Annotated in this window: 15 protein-coding genes; 8 read left to right on the top strand and 7 right to left on the bottom strand. The window is 43.1% G+C overall.

What is annotated here, in order from left to right:
• Positions 1 to 15 precede the first annotated feature (15 nt).
• Both mscL and typA read right to left on the bottom strand, forming a co-directional pair.
• Positions 16 to 459 (bottom strand): large conductance mechanosensitive channel protein MscL, encoded by a 444-nt coding sequence (gene mscL, locus FTV31_RS05660; RefSeq protein ID WP_159123684.1) that lies wholly within the window; start codon positions 457 to 459, stop codon positions 16 to 18.
• Positions 460 to 611: 152 nt separating this feature from the next.
• Positions 612 to 2447 (bottom strand): translational GTPase TypA, encoded by a 1836-nt coding sequence (gene typA, locus FTV31_RS05655; RefSeq protein ID WP_180013548.1) that lies wholly within the window; start codon positions 2445 to 2447, stop codon positions 612 to 614.
• A gap of 162 nt (positions 2448 to 2609) precedes the next feature.
• Between typA and FTV31_RS05650 the strand changes: the two genes are divergently transcribed.
• From FTV31_RS05650 to FTV31_RS05640, 3 genes are all read left to right on the top strand, one after another.
• Complete coding sequence (locus FTV31_RS05650) at positions 2610 to 3980, top strand: uracil-xanthine permease family protein (protein ID WP_180013546.1); 1371 nt, start codon at positions 2610 to 2612, stop codon at positions 3978 to 3980.
• 66 nt (positions 3981 to 4046) lie between these two features.
• Complete coding sequence (locus FTV31_RS05645) at positions 4047 to 5081, top strand: methyltransferase (protein WP_180013544.1); 1035 nt, start codon at positions 4047 to 4049, stop codon at positions 5079 to 5081.
• Complete coding sequence (locus FTV31_RS05640; protein ID WP_180013624.1) at positions 5081 to 6544, top strand: amino acid permease; 1464 nt, start codon at positions 5081 to 5083, stop codon at positions 6542 to 6544. Before FTV31_RS05645 ends, FTV31_RS05640 begins: the two co-directional genes overlap by 1 nt.
• A gap of 55 nt (positions 6545 to 6599) precedes the next feature.
• Here FTV31_RS05640 and FTV31_RS05635 read toward each other — a convergent pair whose 3' ends face one another.
• Together FTV31_RS05635 and omp38 are read right to left on the bottom strand one after the other, a co-directional pair.
• A complete protein-coding gene (locus FTV31_RS05635) occupies positions 6600 to 7133 on the bottom strand; it encodes a cysteine peptidase family C39 domain-containing protein (protein WP_180013542.1) in 534 nt (177 codons plus the stop codon).
• A 104-nt stretch (positions 7134 to 7237) separates the two neighbouring features.
• The gene (omp38, locus tag FTV31_RS05630) at positions 7238 to 8314 is read right to left on the bottom strand and encodes an outer membrane protein Omp38 (RefSeq protein WP_180013540.1); all 1077 of its coding nucleotides are present in this window, start codon (positions 8312 to 8314) and stop codon (positions 7238 to 7240) included.
• Positions 8315 to 8689: 375 nt separating this feature from the next.
• Here omp38 and FTV31_RS05625 point away from each other — a divergent pair, with 375 nt between their 5' ends.
• The 3 genes from FTV31_RS05625 (at position 8690) to FTV31_RS05615 (ending at position 11141) form a co-directional block, all read left to right on the top strand.
• Positions 8690 to 9211 (top strand): GspH/FimT family pseudopilin, encoded by a 522-nt coding sequence (locus FTV31_RS05625; protein WP_180013538.1) that lies wholly within the window; start codon positions 8690 to 8692, stop codon positions 9209 to 9211.
• 112 nt (positions 9212 to 9323) lie between these two features.
• Positions 9324 to 10499, top strand: a complete 1176-nt coding sequence (locus FTV31_RS05620; RefSeq protein WP_180013536.1) for an acetyl-CoA C-acyltransferase — start codon at positions 9324 to 9326, stop codon at positions 10497 to 10499.
• A 186-nt stretch (positions 10500 to 10685) separates the two neighbouring features.
• Positions 10686 to 11141, top strand: coding sequence for a VOC family protein (locus FTV31_RS05615; RefSeq protein WP_179993197.1), 456 nt, complete (start codon positions 10686 to 10688; stop codon positions 11139 to 11141).
• 52 nt (positions 11142 to 11193) lie between these two features.
• Here FTV31_RS05615 and FTV31_RS05610 read toward each other — a convergent pair whose 3' ends face one another.
• The 3 genes from FTV31_RS05610 to FTV31_RS05600 all read right to left on the bottom strand — a co-directional run bounded on the left by FTV31_RS05610 (position 11194) and on the right by FTV31_RS05600 (position 14666).
• Complete coding sequence (locus FTV31_RS05610) at positions 11194 to 11679, bottom strand: DUF934 domain-containing protein (RefSeq protein ID WP_180013534.1); 486 nt, start codon at positions 11677 to 11679, stop codon at positions 11194 to 11196.
• Positions 11672 to 13315, bottom strand: a complete 1644-nt coding sequence (locus tag FTV31_RS05605) for a nitrite/sulfite reductase (protein ID WP_180013532.1) — start codon at positions 13313 to 13315, stop codon at positions 11672 to 11674. Before FTV31_RS05605 ends, FTV31_RS05610 begins: the two co-directional genes overlap by 8 nt.
• Positions 13316 to 13541: 226 nt before the next feature.
• Positions 13542 to 14666: a CaiB/BaiF CoA-transferase family protein gene (locus FTV31_RS05600; protein WP_180013530.1), complete on the bottom strand. Its 1125-nt coding sequence runs from the start codon at positions 14664 to 14666 to the stop codon at positions 13542 to 13544.
• A gap of 213 nt (positions 14667 to 14879) precedes the next feature.
• Between FTV31_RS05600 and FTV31_RS05595 the strand changes: the two genes are divergently transcribed.
• Both FTV31_RS05595 and FTV31_RS05590 read left to right on the top strand, forming a co-directional pair.
• Positions 14880 to 15890: an AraC family transcriptional regulator gene (locus FTV31_RS05595; RefSeq protein WP_004785199.1), complete on the top strand. Its 1011-nt coding sequence runs from the start codon at positions 14880 to 14882 to the stop codon at positions 15888 to 15890.
• A gap of 224 nt (positions 15891 to 16114) precedes the next feature.
• On the top strand, positions 16115 to 17320 hold the full coding sequence (locus FTV31_RS05590; protein WP_180013528.1) for an acetyl-CoA C-acetyltransferase: 1206 nt from the start codon (positions 16115 to 16117) through the stop codon (positions 17318 to 17320).
• The last annotated feature ends 5 nt before the right edge of the window (positions 17321 to 17325 follow it).

Here is a 17325-nt window from a genome sequence, read left to right as displayed (position 1 = left end):
ATTTATCCCTAAAGCTTAAGCTTCCGGACGTTTTTTTAGCTCATCACGGATTTCACGTAACAATGCAATATCTTCCGGAGTCGCTTCAGGTTCAGGCGCTGCTTCTTCTGCTTTATCACGGCGCAGTTTGTTCATCAGTTTCACCAACCAGAATACAACCCATGCCAATAACAGGAAGTTAATGAGAATGGTCAAGAAATTACCATAAGCAAAGACATTCAGACCGGCTGCCTGTGCTTCAGCCAGATTGGTCACATTATTTGGATTATCGCCTAACACGACAAACCAGTTAGAGTAATCAACATCACCACCCAAGATCCAGCTCACGACAGGCATGATGATGTCTTTCACCATAGAATCGATAATTTTACCGAAAGCACCGCCAATGATCACACCCACTGCGAGATCCATGACATTGCCTTTTACCGCAAATTCTTTAAATTCTTGAATAATGCTCATAAAGTCACCAGTATTTTTATACAATTTTGTGATGGATTATACATTAGTTAGGGATTTCTATTTAAAACTAATTTATTAAGTGTATGTAATTTCTACTCAATAAAAAAGCCGCTGAACTGATTCAGCGGCTTTTTTCGTATGAGTGACCAGTCTTATTTAGAACGGTTACGTTTACGTTCGTTTTCAGTCAGGTAACGCTTACGGATACGGATTGACTTAGGTGTTACTTCAACCAGCTCGTCATCTTCAATGAATTCAAGCGCTTGTTCAAGCGTAAATTCAATGTGCGGAACGAGAGTCAACGCATCATCAGTACCAGAAGCACGTACGTTAGTTAACTGTTTCGCTTTAGTTGGGTTAACAGTCATGTCGTCTGAACGTGAGTTAATACCAACGATCATACCTTCATAAACTTCTAACTGAGGTTTAGCGAATAGACGGCCACGGTCTTGCAAGCTGAATAGTGCATAGCCCAAGCAAGTACCTTGAACCATAGAAATCAACACACCATTTTGACGTTTCGCAACAGTACCTTGTTTCATAGGACCGTAGTGCGAGAAGCTTGAAGTCATGATACCTGTACCTGAAGTCATGGTCATGAATTCAGAACGGAAACCAATCAAACCACGTGAAGGAACTGTTGCTTCAATACGGATACGGCCTTTACCGTCAACTTCCATATTGGTCATTTCACCTTTACGGTGACCCATTTGTTCCATTACAGCGCCTTGGTGCTGCTCTTCAACGTCAAACGTTACGTTTTCGTATGGCTCTTGTTTTTCACCATCAATTTCTTTGATGATTACTTGTGGACGTGATACGCCCATTTCGAAGCCTTCACGACGCATGTTTTCAATAAGAACTGAAAGGTGAAGCTCACCACGACCAGATACTTTAAAACGGTCAGGACTGTCAGTATCTTCAACACGTAATGCTACGTTGTGAATCAATTCGCGATCTAGACGTTCACGGATATTACGTGAAGTTACGAATTTACCTTCTTTACCAGCAAACGGTGAGTTGTTTACTTGGAAAGTCATCGATACTGTAGGTTCGTCTACAGAAAGTGCAGGTAAAGCTTCAACTGCTTTTGGATCACAGATTGTGTCAGAGATATGAAGTTCATCAATACCCGTTACACAAACGATGTCACCAGCAGAAGCTGATTCAACATCGATACGCTCTAAACCATGGTAACCCATGATTTTTAAGATACGGCCGTTACGAGTTTTGCCTTCTTTGTCGATTACAGTTACAGGAGTGTTTAATTTCACTGAACCACGTTGAATACGACCAACACCGATAACACCTACGAAGCTGTTATAGTCAAGTGAAGACACTTGCATTTGGAATGGACCGTCAACGTCAACCGCTGGTGGTTCAACGATGTCTACAATTGTTTCGAACAATGGAGTCATGTCTTCAGCAAGTTCTTCTGGAGATGGACCAGCCACACCACGAAGACCTGAAGCATATACAACTGGGAAGTCTAACTGTTCGTCAGAACCACCAAGGTTGTCGAACAAATCAAATACTTGGTCAATTACCCAGTCTGGACGAGCGTTTGGCTTGTCGACTTTGTTAATAATTACGATTGGTTTCAAACCACGTGCGAACGCTTTTTGCGTTACAAAACGAGTTTGTGGCATTGGGCCTTCTTGAGAGTCAACAAGAAGAAGTACGCAGTCAACCATTGACATTACACGTTCTACTTCACCACCGAAGTCGGCGTGTCCCGGGGTATCCACGATATTGATACGGTATTCAGTGTTAGTACGCTTGTCTAACCATTTGATTGCAGTGTTTTTTGCAAGAATGGTAATACCACGTTCGCTTTCAATAGCGCCCGAATCCATTACACGTTCGATCTCGCCTGCGCGATCGCCAAGAGCACCTGATTGCTGTAAAAGTTTGTCTACAAGAGTAGTTTTACCATGGTCGACGTGCGCGATGATGGCAATGTTACGGAGAGTTTTAATATCTGACATGTGAATTCGATACGCCTAAAGTTTGAGGGCAAATTATACAGAAAAATACAAACTTTTGACAGTGACTGTTTGTAGAGAGCGTCAATTTTTTTTCCAATTACTTTTGTAATGACGTGTAACTCGATTAGAATAGCGCCACCCAGCCTTAATTTGCATTGACACATGTCTGATTTTAATCAATCTCCTCCTTCTAAGGATCAACTTGACCTTGTCTACGGCCTTGAAGATCGTCCTAAACCGTTTATCGCATTTTTAGCCGCATTCCAGCATTTATTGGCCATTATTGTCCCAATTGTGACGCCGGGTCTGCTGATCTGTTTGGCACTTGGTGTGTCAAAAGAAGACACCAATATGATTCTGTCGATGTCATTGGTGATCTCTGGTATCGCAACCTTTTTACAATGTAAAAAAGTCGGCCCTTTTGGTGCAGGTCTCCTGATTGTACAAGGAACCAGCTTTAACTTTATTGGTACTATTATCGGTATTGGTTCTGCGATGGTTGCGGCAGGCACACCTGTAGAAGCAGTCATGGCATCTATCTTTGGTGTGGTGATCGCGGGTTCATTCATTGAAATGGGTGTGTCACGGATCTTACCGTGGGTGAAAAAACTGATTACCCCATTGGTAACAGGTATTGTGGTGCTATTGATTGGTCTGACTTTAATTAAAGAAGGCCTGATCAGCATGGGTGGTGGTTATCAAGCCATGGGCGATAAAACTTTCGCCAATGCAGACAACCTCATCATGTCATGTACCGTTTTGGCACTGATCATTTTATTGAACCGTGTGCGTATTACATGGGTAAAAAGTTCTGCCATCCTAATTGCCTTAGTCGTGGGTTACATCCTTGCAGGCTTTATGGGTCATTTAAACTTTGATAGTTTAAAAGATGCGCCACTGGTTCAAATTCCAACACCGATGCACTTTGGCTTAAGCTTCTCTTGGAGCTTGTTTATTCCAATGGCATTCATTTACCTGGTGACTTCACTAGAAGCCATTGGTGATATTACCGCAACATCAAAATTATCGAATCAGCCAGTCGATGGTCAAACCTGGATGAATCGCATTAAAGGTGGTGTATTGGTAAATGGTGCTAACTCCCTACTTGCAGGCTTATTTAATACCTTCCCAAGTTCAGTTTTCGCACAAAATAATGGTGTGATTCAATTGACTGGTGTAGCTAGCCGTTATGTTGGGATATGGATCGCAGCACTCCTTGTGATTCTAGGTCTACTGCCTGCTGTTGCAGGTGTGATCCAAGCCGTTCCTCAAGCTGTGCTTGGTGGCGCAGTGATGGTGATGTTTGGTGCAGTCGCTGCATCTGGGATTAATATCCTGTCTGGTATTCACTTAGACCGTCGTGCCCTGCTGATCATTGCAATTTCGCTTGCACTTGGCTTAGGCGTTGCACAGGTACCTCAGATTTTGGAACATCTTCCTGAATTATTCCGTAACATCTTTAGTTCCGGTGTTGCGACAGGCGGTATTGCTGCCCTCATATTGAATATTGTACTTCCTGAAGTAAAGAAGTAATTTCATGTCCAAAGAACACTGTCTGAGTTGGACTCGGACAGTGTTTTTTCTATTGGAGAGAGATCTATGGATCCTAAAAGCGAAGTTTTATTAAGACAATATGATTATTTGTCTGGTCGCGTATTGCTGGTAAATGCCCCGACCGATGAGCTTCTTGCTGAATGTGGTGAATCTATCCAGCCCTTTGTTTGGACATGGAATTATAATGATTTTCAATATTTCCAGTCACAGCAGGCCCAGGTTCATTTCGGCGCAGAAATTCCTGATCAGGAATTTGATCAGGCGGTTATTTTCGTACCTAAATCAAAAGAATTATTGAATTATCTGATTCACAATATTGCAGCCCGATTAAAACAAGGCAGCAGCGTTTTTCTGGTCGGTGAAAAGAAAGGTGGCGTAGAGCGTGCGGCAAAGCAGCTACAGGCTTATGGTAAACTCATCAAGCTCGACAGCGCACGACATTGCCAATTGTGGCAATTGACTCTAGACTGCACGGTCGAAGCAAAAGCGTTGGCAGATTGGGCACAGACCTATACAGTGGCGACACCAAAAGGTGATTTGCAGATTTGTGCACTTCCAGGAGTATTCAGTCAGGATCATCTGGATGTAGGAACAGCGGTGTTCTTACCCTATTTATCTCAAGTGACCTCAGGTAAGATTGCCGACTTTGGCTGTGGTGCAGGCGTGATCAGTGCTTATTTAGCCAAACTGAATCCTGAGAACCGTATTTTTGCTCTGGACGTGGATGCCTTTGCCTTGGCTTCTACTCAAATGACATTTGAGAAAAATCAACTCATTCCTCAGCAGCTGGAAATTAAAGCTGTGTCAGGTATTGAAGATGCACCGCTCTTTTTACATGCCATTGTCAGCAATCCTCCTTTCCATCAGGGAATCCAGACCAATTATGCGGCCAGCGAAACTTTATGCAAGACTTCGCGTCGTCATCTCAAGTCTGGCGGTGAATTATGGATTGTGGCAAACCGTTTCTTAAATTATCCAATTTTAATTGAACAAAGTTTTGGCCAATGTACAGTCAAAACTGATCAACAAGGTTTTAAAGTGCTCTTCGCCAGCACTCAAAAAAATGCTAAGGAATCATGATGAGCGAAACTCAGAACAGCGTGCAGCTGCAGCGTAAGCTTGGTGCTCGTCATCTCAATATGATCGCGATTGGCGGGTCTATCGGTACAGGTTTATTCCTGGCCTCAGGTGCGACTATTGCCAGCGCAGGCCCGGGTGGTGCACTTCTCGCCTATGCCCTGATTGGCGTAATGATTTATTTCTTGATGACCAGCCTTGGAGAACTTGCGACTCATAATCCGACCTCGGGCGCATTCTTTACCTACGGCACCAAATATGTCGAAGGTGGCTTTGGTTTCGCTTTAGGCTGGAACTACTGGTACAACTGGGCGATTACCGTTGCCTTTGAACTGGTTGCCGTACAGTTCATTATGAAATTCTGGTTCCCTGATATTCCGGGCTTTTACTGGAGTGCGATCTTCCTCGCTGTGATCTTTGGGATTAACGCCCTCACAGTAAAAGGTTTTGGTGAATCAGAATTCTTCTTCTCATTAGTGAAGGTACTGGCGATTATTGCCTTTATCATCATCGGGATCTGGATGATTGCCAAGATCATGCTTACACCGGGTGTTTCGGCATTTGCAAACTGGAGCGTAGGTGAAGCGCCTTTTGTAGGTGGTTTCCAAGCCTTGATTGGTGTTGCCATGATTGCCGGATTCTCGTTCCAGGGAACTGAGATGGTTGGCGTAGCCGCTGGTGAATCTAAAGATCCGCAAAAAACCATTCCAGTCGCGATCAAACAGATCTTCTGGCGAATCCTGCTGTTCTATATCGTATGTATTTTCATTATCGGCACATTGGTTGCCTATAATGATCCACGTCTATTACAGGCAGCTGCAACAGAAGATGTTGCCCTTTCTCCATTCACGTTATTGTATGAGAAAGCAGGTTTTGCTTTTGCAGCCAGTATGATGAATGCAGTAATTCTGACAGCGATTCTGTCTGCGGGTAACTCAGGCATGTATTCTTCGACCCGTATGCTATTCGATATGGCGCGTAAAGGCAGTGCACCTAAGCTGTTCGCCCATCTAGATCCACGCGGTGTACCGATGAATGCCCTGTATGCGACCACGGCAATTGCGGCACTATGCTTCCTGACCACATTCTTTGGCGAGCAGGAAGTCTTTAACTGGTTGCTGAATATGTCAGGTATGTGTGGCTTCATTGTCTGGCTCGGAATTGCAATCTCACATTACCGCTTCCGTAAAGGTTATCTAGCTCAAGGCTATCAACTTGAAGGTCTAGCCTATAGAGCTAAATTCTTCCCGTTCGCGCCTTGGTTTGCCTTCATTCTTTGTTCAATTGTTGTTCTAGGTCAGAATTATCAAGCTGTCCTAGATGGTGAATGGTTGGCTGTCCTTTCTACTTATATCGGTATTTTATTATTTCTAGTGATCTGGCTAGGTTATAAGTGGAAATATAAAACTAAACTGGTTTCCTATCAGGAGATGGATGTTAAACCAATGAATATTGAAAAAGACTAATATCTCACCTTTATTAAAAAAGCAGCTCAAGTGGCTGCTTTTTTATATTCTGAAATCAGCTATGACGCATGACAAAATTACGATCATCAATCACGATGACTTGCTGACAAATACCTTCTATTCGACGCTGCTGTTCGAAAACTTCTTTAGACATAGCATTAAAACTATCAAAGAAACTGATCTCTTTTTCATTGATTTCATAAATCAATGAATGGTTCCCCACCCCTTCAAGCGTGTCGTAGAACACGATTACAAAACAGCCTTTATCCACTGATTTTTGAATATCTGTATAAGAAAGTGGATATTCATGAACAGGCAATTTGAGTTCTTGGGCTTTTTGATAAAACTGGATTTCAAGCGGTTGTTTAGCGGGATCAGTTTCTGTAAAAAACTCAACATCGAGTCCCAATGTCTTAAGGGCAACAGCGAGCGCAATACTTGAAGCTCCTAACTCATTATTATGCTGTGTCAATTGCACTAAATCAGGAATATGCAGATCTATTCCATAATGATGAAAAATCATCCAGATCGCATAAATACCACTATTAGCTTCCAGACTTTGTAAGTCTTGAGGAAGTTCTATGCTCATGCTTTAACTCAAAATCAGTTTCGAGCAGCAAGTGTATGCAAAAAACGGCCATAAAAAAAGCGACTCAAAGAGTCGCTTTTTTTTAATCAGTGTTCAATAACGAATTATTGAGCAGCTGGTTGGTCTGCAACTGGTTGTTCAGCTAGAACAGTACGGCTACCAGTGATTGTCGCGAATACACGACGGTTCATAGCACGACCTTCTTTAGTATTGTTGTCAGCAATCGGTTGATCCCAAGCGAAACCTTGAGTAGACAAACGAGATGCATCTACGTTGTATTCGTTAACAAGTGCAGATTTAACAGAGTTAGCACGAGCTAGAGATAAACGTTCGTTCAATGCACGTGGACCAGTGCTGTCTGTGTGACCTTCGATACGAGCAGTTGCGTTTGGATATTCAACTAGCTTCTCAGCAACTTTCGCGATTTCTGGTTTGTATTGGTCTTTGATGTTTGATTTATTCGTATCAAAGAACACGCGAAGTTCCATGTTCAGGTCTTCAGTCAACTCTTGTGGAGCTGGAGCAACTGGAGCAACTGGCTCAACTGGAGCAACTTCTACAACGTCAGCAGCTGGTTTTAAACGGCCACCTAGAACTACGTTAAGACCAGCAAGTGCTGTATAGTTCCAGAATTTTTCGTCGAAGTGGTAAGTACCACGAGCTTCAGTACGTAGCGCTAAAGCATCGTTGATGTGCCAGAATGCACCGATACCAGCATTACCTAGTGTACCTTCTTCTTCAAAACCACGACCAGTACGACCTAAAGCAGCTTCTGAAGCACCGTCAAACTCATATTTGTAGTGACCAGCACCTAACAATGCATATGGTTTGATTTTGCTGTCATAGTTGCCAGTGAACACATCAGAAGTTGCATAGAAATTACCTGCAATGTTCTGACCTTTGTATTCAGCACCTGGTAGATCTCGCATATCGCCTTTAACCTGGCTATATTCAGCTTCAAAACCTAACCATGGAGTTAGTTCAACACCAATTGCAGCACCAACAAATAGATCATCTTCCATTTCACCAGAAGTTGTTAGTTCGCCATCGTCACCGCCATTGTTGTGTTGGGTGTCTTGCCAAGTATAACCTAACATTAATGGAGTAACAGTTACGCCTGCGTTTGCAGCAGCAAAAGGAGCAGCTACAAGCATTGCTAAAGCAATACGACTCATTTTCATGGATTTATCCTCCAGAGATAACAATTGTTGTTCAAGCTCAAGCCTTCTAATAGGCCATTCTGAGATAGGCTTTTTTTACCCCAGTGTTATTTTTAAGCTATTCACTGCGCATCATACAAACACTTTATTATTTTTCCAAGTGCTTGATTAATCTAATCAAGTAAATTATTGACAAAATTACTTACAATTTCCGTTGTAATTCAGTAATTTTTTACTCAATTTTTTGTTGTGAATCGCCTATTGTCATTGCCAATTTATTTTTAAGCGCCTTTTTGAATTTTGAGTAAGGTATTTCTTACTCGCTCAATTAAGCATAAAAAACGCACAATTAATAGCATGTTTCAAATAAAAATAATATATAAATCAGGTAACTCTATGTATAAAAAGATAACAAGAGCGTTCACTATTGTTGAGTTAATTATCTGTATTGCCCTTATCGCAATTGTGGTCACCATTGCTTTGCCTTACTTTCATGATTATCTATCCAAGCAGGAAGCTAAAAATATTCCGATGAAACTTACAGCAACCAATCGTTATGCACGCAGCCAGGCAGCTGTGTTTCACCAGAATATTGTGATTTGTCCCAGTCAAGATTCATTAACCTGTCAAGCAAACCAATGGAATAAAAATTTGCTGGTATTTATTGATAAAAACCGTAATCGTCAAGTCGACAATGACGAACAAATTTTACACATTGAACAACTTAATCTTAAATACGGTAACTTGAGTTGGCGAGGTGCTTTAAGTATGCCGAACGTAACTTATCAAGCCCAGACGGCTTTACCAATTGGATCGAATGGCAGCTTTTATTATTGTTCTACTCACCTTTCGTCCCAGCAACGTATTGTCTTGAATAAAATGGGACATATCCGGATCGAACATCTGGCATCCTGTTAATAAAACCCTAGAGTCTATGATTTATCCAGATTAGGACTTTAATCCTGTACTTTTTTCAATATACTGCTTAGGTTCGAGAAAAAATGATCAAAACTTATAGGGAGATATAACAATGACTGACATCGTAATTGTCAATGGCGCACGTACAGCGATGGGCGGCTTTCAAGGTAGCCTGGCTAGCGTTACTGCACCTGAACTGGGCGCTGCCACCATCAAAGAAGCGATTGCTCGTTCAGGCTTGCAGCCAACCGATATTGAAGAAGTCATTATGGGTTGTGTACTCCCGGCAGGTTTAAAACAAGGTCCTGCCCGTCAAGCGATGCGTAAAGCGGGTCTGCCTGATTCTACAGGTGCCGTCACCATCAACAAATTATGTGGTTCAGGCATGAAAGCAGTTATGCAAGCGGCAGATATGATTAAGGCAGGTTCTGCAACTTATGTGGTTGCAGGTGGGATGGAATCCATGACCAATGCGCCATATGTATTGCCAAAAGCGCGTGGCGGTTTCCGTATGGGTCATGGTGAAATCAAGGACCATATGTTCCTGGATGGCCTGGAAGATGCCGAAACTGGTCGCCTGATGGGCTCATTTGCTCAAGATATGGCGAATACAAAAGGCTATACCCGTGAACAGATGGATGAGTTTGCGATCCGTTCACTGAAACGTGCTCAAACTGCAGTCAACGAAGGTTACTTCGCTGATGAAATCGTGCCAGTCACTGTTTCCACCCGTAAAGGTGATGTCGTAGTTGATAAGGACGAACAACCTTTCAATGCCAATATTGATAAGATTCCAACTCTTCGTCCTGCTTTTGCAAAAGATGGGACAATTACGGCAGCAAATGCCAGCTCAATTTCAGATGGTGCCTCTGCCCTTGTTCTGACTTCAAGCGACAATGCAGCAGCTAAAGGTTTAGCGCCTTTGGCTAAAATCATTGCTTATGCTTCAAACTCCCAGCATCCATCTGAATTCACGATTGCGCCAGTGGGTGCGATTCAGAAAGTTCTGGATAAAACTGGCTGGAAAGCTGAGGAAGTTGACCTTTGGGAAATCAATGAAGCGTTCGCCATGGTCACCATGTGCCCGATGGATGAGTTCAAGCTTGATCCTGAAAAAGTCAACATTAACGGTGGTGCATGTGCACTCGGTCACCCGGTTGGTTCTACCGGTTCACGTATTATCCTGACCTTGATTCATGCATTGAAACGTACAGGTGGTAAACGTGGTATCGCTGCGCTATGTATTGGCGGTGGTGAAGCAACTGCGGTCGCTATCGAACTGATCTAAATCTTTTATAATCAAGTAGCAGGGAGGGCTTTTATAGCCCTCTTTTTATTTTATAAATATTTCATTTTTTTATTATCTGTCCATAAAGTAAATTCTTTTAATTACATTTTCATAAAGCTTCTTTATCAATCAGATTCAATTCAAGGCGTAAATTAAAGGGATTCAAAACAAGAAAAGGAAGCCTGCATGCGACTTAATCACTATCTCAATTTCCAGGGTGAAACCGAAGCTGCCTTTACCTTTTATCGTTCGGTATTTGGTGGCGAATTTTCCAGTCTAACCCGTTATGGAGATACGCCTGGACAGCAAGGAATTGATTTATCAGATGAAGAAAAAAATCTGATTTTGCATATCTCACTTCCAATTAATGAATACACAGAGCTCATGGGCTCTGATATCAATGACAAACTCTGTACTGAAAATACACCAGCATTTAGTAAGGGTACTAATCACTATATTGCGATTATTTTAAGTGCCAATGAACAGGATGAAGCCAAACGACTCTATGAAGCTTTATCGGTGAATGGTCAAATCGAAATGCCTTTAGAAAAAACCTTTTGGGGTGCGCTTTATAGTGCCTTTACGGATCAATTCGGAGTGCAATGGATGATTAACTGCCTACTTGAAGAACGTGCACCCTAAGATTTAAATACAAAAAAGCCTCCATCTGGAGGCTTTTTTAGTTGAAGGTGAATTAAGCCCCAGTTTGATAATTCGGCGTCGGTACTGCTGTAGAAGCTTGGTAAGGATTGGTAAAATCACCCAAACCTGCAGCTGCTTCCTGAATATCTTTACCTTCTTTAATGACAAAAGTATCGAAACCAGAACGCTTCATGTAGTTCAAGACATCTTTGAACACATCACCAGTCGCACGCAGCTCACCCTGGAAACCTTGACGGCGAAGCAATGCAGCAAATGAATAACCACGGCCATCATTAAAACCTGCAAACTCAATAAAAATAGCATCAAGTTGGTCTAGTGGGAATTCATTGGTTTCAGGTGAAGCATCAACCGTTAAGTACAATGCTTTTTTACCAGAAATATTGGCAATCTGGTCTAACTGCTCTACAGTCAGAACTACATCACCCTGTGGCAATACACCATCTTCACTAATTAGCTGGTAAGTGTTATCTGCAATTGTGCCATCTTTAGAGAGCACTTGTAGTGCGGTATTAAGCATATGCGCGCTCCTTGAATGGTTGAATGCCGACGCGACGATAAGTATCGATAAACTCTTCACCGTCCTGACGCAAGTCAAGATAAGTATTCAGAATTTCTTCTACGATATCCGGCACCACTTCTGCAGCAAATGATGGTCCAAGAATATCGCCAATAGAGGCATCATGGTCAGCATTACCACCTAAAGTGATCTGATAGAATTCAGCACCTTTTTTATCTACACCCAAGATACCGATGTTACCCACGTGATGATGACCGCAGGCGTTCATACAACCTGAAATGTTCAGGTCCAGTTTACCCAAGTTATAAATCGTATCCAGATCATCAAAACGGCGTGAAATTGCTTCAGAAATTGGAATGGATTTCGCATTTGCTAATGAACAAAAGTCACCGCCTGGGCAGCAGATAATGTCAGTCAAGAAGCCGATATGCGCACGTGCCAGGTTATGCTGATCCAGCGTCTGCCACAATTCGAACAGGTCTTTTTGTGGTACATCTACCAGCGCAATATTTTGCTCGTGAGTCGTACGCAGTTCACCGAAGGTGTACTTGTCTGCAAGATCTGCAATCAGGTTCATCTCTTCAGTGGTCACATCACCCGGTGCAATACCCGCACGTTTCAATGAAATCGTGACAATACGATAACCTTTCACTTTATGTGCATTGGTATTGATATTGAACCATTGCTTAAACTTCGGATACTGGGCAAACAAATCAGTGAAGTCTTCATCTGCATAATCTTGGTAATCAAATGGAGTAAAGTTTTCATCCATTTTCGCCAAGGTTTCTGCATCAATCTTTAACGTTTTAACAGTATGCGCAAATTCGGCTTCAACTTTTTCAGCAAAAACTTCTGGAGTTAATGCTTTTACCAGAATCTTGATACGTGCTTTGTATTTGTTGTCGCGACGGCCGTGCAGGTTATAGACACGTAGTACCGCTTCAAGATAAGCAATCAGGTCTTCACGTGGCAGGAAGTCACGAATAAAGCTACCAATTACTGGAGTACGGCCCAAGCCGCCGCCGACTTTAATTTTATAGCCGATCTCGCCTGCTTCATTTTTCACGATATAGACACCGATATCGTGAAATGAAGTTGCCGCACGGTCAATCTCTTCCAGCGCAGATACCGCAATCTTGAACTTACGTGGCAAGAAAGCAAATTCCGGGTGGAAAGTTGACCATTGGCGGATCAATTCACACGTTGGACGTGGATCTGCAATTTCACCTGCCACCACACCTGCATACTGGTCAGTGGTAGTATTACGGATACAGTTCCCTGAAGTCTGGATCGCATGCATTTGCACGGTTGCCAGTTCAGCCAGCATATCAGGCACGTTTTCTAGTGCAGGCCAGTTAAACTGGATATTCTGACGGGTTGAAACGTGTGCATAGCCACGATCATACTCTTTCGCCAGATCAGCCACTTTACGAAGTTGTTTAGAATTCATCAGGCCATAAGGTACTGCGATACGCAACATTGGCGCATAACGTTGTACATAAAGACCATTTTGAAGGCGGAGCGGACGGTATTCATCTTCCGTCAATTTGCCCGCTAAATAACGTTCCGTCTGGTCACGGAACTGTGCAACACGTTCATTAATCAGTTGCTGATCGAAATCAGTATATAAATACATGGCGTACAGCTAGTAGTTTCTATTATATCGTCGGCAAGGATAACGACATTGAATCTATCAATAAAATGCTTTTTATACATATTTCATAGCGATTTTATTGATAAGCCTAGCAAACTTTCAATGATATAAAGCTTTAGATCAGCTTCCTCTGATTTTTAACGTGAATGATTTATTTTTTAAATCTTTAGCAGTTTTTTTCATAAACCAAAACGAGAAAGTCGTTCAATTACCACTCTTCGGTTTCGCCTAAAGCCTGACCAATAAATTGATATCGCATAGTTGATCTGGAAAACTTGATCGGGCAAGCCAGTTGGGCTTCGGTTTGCTCCCGCTGATCAGCTTTAACTGGCACCTGCACCACCCATTCACGTTGCTGCGCCAGCTCAGAATGCAGGGCTTCATCAAGCTTCAATACAGGTTCGACACAGAAATCTGCCTGAGAAAATAAGGCTTGCCAGTGAGATAGAGGTTGAGATCTGATTTTGTCGCGAATCGCCTGTTTTACTAAAGCATGATCTTCAGGTGCGAAAGAAGCACCTTTTTCCAGAATAATTGGCAAATCCAGCAATTGTGCCAGACCTTGCATGAATTGAGGCTCCAAACTGCCTACTGACAAATAGCGATTATCCTGAGTCTGATAATAGTCATAAAAGGTACCGCCATTTAAGTAACCGGATTCAATCTGCTGGTGCTGATTACCCGCCAGACTGGCAGAAGCTGCCATATTATTTAATGTCGCCGCGCAATCGGTCATGGAAATATCAATATATTGTCCCTGACCACTGCTCTGCCGCTCAATCACCGCTGCCAGAATGGCAACCAGTGCATGCATAGAACCGCCCGCGACATCAGCAATCTGGATTCCCATTGCCGGTGGTCCGCTTTCGATCCGGCCACTATGCCCAGCAATCCCAGATAAAGCCAAATAGTTAATATCATGCCCTGCCCGATCTTTATATAGACCCGTTTGACCATAACCGGTAATCGAGCAATAAATTAAGCGTGGATTGAGCGCACTGAGTGTTGGATAATCCAGGCCAAGCCGTTGCATCACACCTGGGCGAAATTGCTCTACGACAATGTCATAATCTGCAATTCGGGATTTGATTTGTTCAATATGTTCGGGATTCTTTAAATCCAGTGCGACAGAATGTTTGTTTCGGTTCAGATAATTATGCGTTGTGGCCTGTCCATGTGCAAAAGGTGGCATTAAACGCACCAGATCAGGACGTGTGGGTGATTCAATATGCACAACTTCTGCACCCATGTCTGCAAGATATAATGTGGCAAATGGACCAGGTAATAATGTAGAAAAATCTAATATTTTCAAACCTTTTAATGCATATGACATTGGAGTTATTACTCTATTTATATCGCTTTTTGCCTCATCATAAGAACATAAATGCCCAAAAACAATGTCATGTTCAGCCATTTACCTTGATAGTTTCGGCAATTTAACATGTAAGAAAATGGTAATTGGATTCTTGTAAATTGCCATTGATTTTTTATTTTTTGTCATTTAGGTCAAATATTAGTGAACATTAAAGAGACTGAAGGATTAAACATGAGTCGTGATACGATCAGTATCCATTTCGTCAATGCAGCCTTATACGGCGTTAAGCGCCTGGGCATGGATGTCGATACTTTATTGTCTCACGTTGGGATTGAAGCCGAGCTTCTGCATCAGCCGAAGGCCCGTATTTCGCCTGAACAATATACCCGTTTTATCAAGATGCTCTGGATGGTGACCCAGGACGAACATGTCGGTTTTGACAAACAGCCGCGTCGTCTGGGCACTTTCGCGATCATGTGTCAGCTGATTATCCATGCCAAAACGCTGGGCGATGCACTCGAGCTTTCTTCACAATTTTACAAACTCTTTGGTGACGACTGGTCTGTAACCCTGGAACGTGACAAGCATGAAGCGCGCCTGGTTCCCCTGATTCCAAATTCGATGGATCCGGAACACTTTATTACTGAAAGCATGCTCATGATCTGGCATGGTCTGGCATCGTGGTTAATTGAACGTCGTCTGCCGCTGGAACGTGTACATTTCAGCTACCCGCGTCCTGCGCATGCAGATGAATACGATGCGCTGTTCTTTGCCCCAGTCATGCAGTTCGATATGCCGCGTACTGAAATTACCTTTGCAGCGGATTATCTGGATCTGCCAATTCGCCAGAATGAAGAAACTCTGGAAGAATTCCTGAAAGCAGCACCTGCTCAACTTCTAGTTAAATTTAAAAATACCAACTCGCTGACTTCTCGGATCCGTGATGTATTGAAGAGCCAGATCGGTGAAGAAATGCCGACCTTGAACGATGTTGCATCAATGCTCTACCTGTCTCCACAAACCTTGCGTCGCCGTCTGGCTGCTGAAGGCAAGAGCTATCAGGGCGTGAAAGATGCACTGCGCCGTGATGCCGCAATTCACTTATTGCTTAATCCGGATTTAACGCTGGAAGACGTGGCACAACAGGTCGGATTTAGTGAAACCAGCACTTTCCACCGTGCTTTCAAAAAATGGACAGGGGTAACACCTGGTCTATACCGTCAGTTACACGGTTACCATTAAAAACCTTGCTCTAAAAATGTATACTTGAAAAGTATCGTTTATTAAGCGCTACAAGCCCCTAGCCCAAGCTCCAGACTTGGGCTTTTTTATGCCCGCTTTTTAATCCATCAAGACTGACCAAATTGCTCAAATGATCTGGTCCGTTCTCGTCATTGCACTTCAAGATTTAATCATTACACTCGAAGCATTAGAACAATTTCAGTAAAGCAAGAAAAGGATATTGTATGAGCGAGGCCTATATTATTGATGCCATTCGCACGCCACGCGGAAAGGGAAAAAAAGACGGATCAATACATGAAGTTAAACCAATTAGTTTACTGACTACGCTCTTAAATGAACTAAAAGAACGCCATAACCTGGATACATCTCAGGTGGATGATATTGTGCTGGGCTGTGTGACACCAATTGGGGACCAGGGTGCAGACATTGCCAAAACTGCTGCAATTGCCGCAGGCTGGGACAACGATGTGGCTGGCGTACAGATCAACCGTTTCTGTGCTTCAGGCCTGGAAGCTGTAAATCTGGCAGCACAAAAAGTCCGTTCAGGCTGGGAAGATCTGGTCGTTGCAGGTGGTGTTGAATCCATGTCTCGCGTTCCGATGGGTTCAGATGGTGGTCCGTGGGCGCTCGATCCGGAAACCAATATGGCTTGCGATTTTATTCCACAAGGTATCGGGGCTGACCTGATCGCGACCATTGATGGTTATAGTCGTGCAGATGTAGATCAATTCGCCGAGCAATCACAAAAGAAAGCGGCAGCAGCTCAAGCGAATGGTCATTTCAATAAATCTATTATTCCAGTGAAAGATAAAGCTGGCGTCGTGATTCTAGACAAAGATGAATTTATTAAACCGACAACAACTGCAGAAGGCTTAAGTGTATTAAAGCCAAGTTTTGCAACGATGGGCCAGATGGGCTTTGATGCTATCGCTCTACAGAAATATCCGGAAGTAGGCTTTGTAAACCATGTACACCATGCGGGTAATTCTTCAGGCATTGTGGATGGTGCAGCAGTCGTATTACTTGCCTCCGAACAGGCAGTCCAACAGCAAAATCTCAAGCCACGCGCCAAGGTATTGGCAACGGCACTGGTTGGTGCCGATCCAACCATTATGCTGACCGGCCCTGCCCCGGCTGCACGTAAGGCTTTAGCCAAAGCTGGACTCACCATTGATGACATCGATCTGTTTGAAGTCAATGAAGCTTTCGCTGCTGTGGTGATGCGCTTTATCAATGAAATGAAAGTTGATCCTGCCAAAGTGAATGTCAATGGGGGTGCCATTGCCATGGGACATCCACTCGGTGCGACCGGTGCCATGATTCTAGGCACTTTATTGGACGAACTGGAACGTCAAGGTAAGAAACGTGGACTGGCCACCCTGTGTGTGGGTGGTGGTATGGGCATCGCAACTATTATTGAGTTGGTATAAGGAGA

Origin of the sequence: Acinetobacter sp. YH16031, assembly GCF_013417335.1 — a bacterium.
Taxonomy (GTDB): Bacteria; Pseudomonadota; Gammaproteobacteria; order Pseudomonadales; family Moraxellaceae; genus Acinetobacter.
The sequence above is the reverse complement of the archived record's forward strand: the minus strand, read 5'-3'. Positions and strand labels throughout refer to the sequence as shown.

Excerpts from the sequence above, each read along its gene's own strand:
- mscL (WP_159123684.1), bottom strand. The coding sequence starts at position 459 with ATGAGCATTATTCAAGAATTTAAAGAATTTGCGGTAAAAGGCAATGTC.
- typA (WP_180013548.1), bottom strand. The coding sequence starts at position 2,447 with ATGTCAGATATTAAAACTCTCCGTAACATTGCCATCATCGCGCACGTC.
- FTV31_RS05650 (WP_180013546.1), top strand. The coding sequence starts at position 2,610 with ATGTCTGATTTTAATCAATCTCCTCCTTCTAAGGATCAACTTGACCTT.
- FTV31_RS05645 (WP_180013544.1), top strand. The coding sequence starts at position 4,047 with ATGGATCCTAAAAGCGAAGTTTTATTAAGACAATATGATTATTTGTCT.
- FTV31_RS05640 (WP_180013624.1), top strand. The coding sequence starts at position 5,081 with ATGAGCGAAACTCAGAACAGCGTGCAGCTGCAGCGTAAGCTTGGTGCT.
- FTV31_RS05635 (WP_180013542.1), bottom strand. The coding sequence starts at position 7,133 with ATGAGCATAGAACTTCCTCAAGACTTACAAAGTCTGGAAGCTAATAGT.
- omp38 (WP_180013540.1), bottom strand. The coding sequence starts at position 8,314 with ATGAAAATGAGTCGTATTGCTTTAGCAATGCTTGTAGCTGCTCCTTTT.
- FTV31_RS05625 (WP_180013538.1), top strand. The coding sequence starts at position 8,690 with ATGTATAAAAAGATAACAAGAGCGTTCACTATTGTTGAGTTAATTATC.
- FTV31_RS05620 (WP_180013536.1), top strand. The coding sequence starts at position 9,324 with ATGACTGACATCGTAATTGTCAATGGCGCACGTACAGCGATGGGCGGC.
- FTV31_RS05615 (WP_179993197.1), top strand. The coding sequence starts at position 10,686 with ATGCGACTTAATCACTATCTCAATTTCCAGGGTGAAACCGAAGCTGCC.
- FTV31_RS05610 (WP_180013534.1), bottom strand. The coding sequence starts at position 11,679 with ATGCTTAATACCGCACTACAAGTGCTCTCTAAAGATGGCACAATTGCA.
- FTV31_RS05605 (WP_180013532.1), bottom strand. The coding sequence starts at position 13,315 with ATGTATTTATATACTGATTTCGATCAGCAACTGATTAATGAACGTGTT.
- FTV31_RS05600 (WP_180013530.1), bottom strand. The coding sequence starts at position 14,666 with ATGTCATATGCATTAAAAGGTTTGAAAATATTAGATTTTTCTACATTA.
- FTV31_RS05595 (WP_004785199.1), top strand. The coding sequence starts at position 14,880 with ATGAGTCGTGATACGATCAGTATCCATTTCGTCAATGCAGCCTTATAC.
- FTV31_RS05590 (WP_180013528.1), top strand. The coding sequence starts at position 16,115 with ATGAGCGAGGCCTATATTATTGATGCCATTCGCACGCCACGCGGAAAG.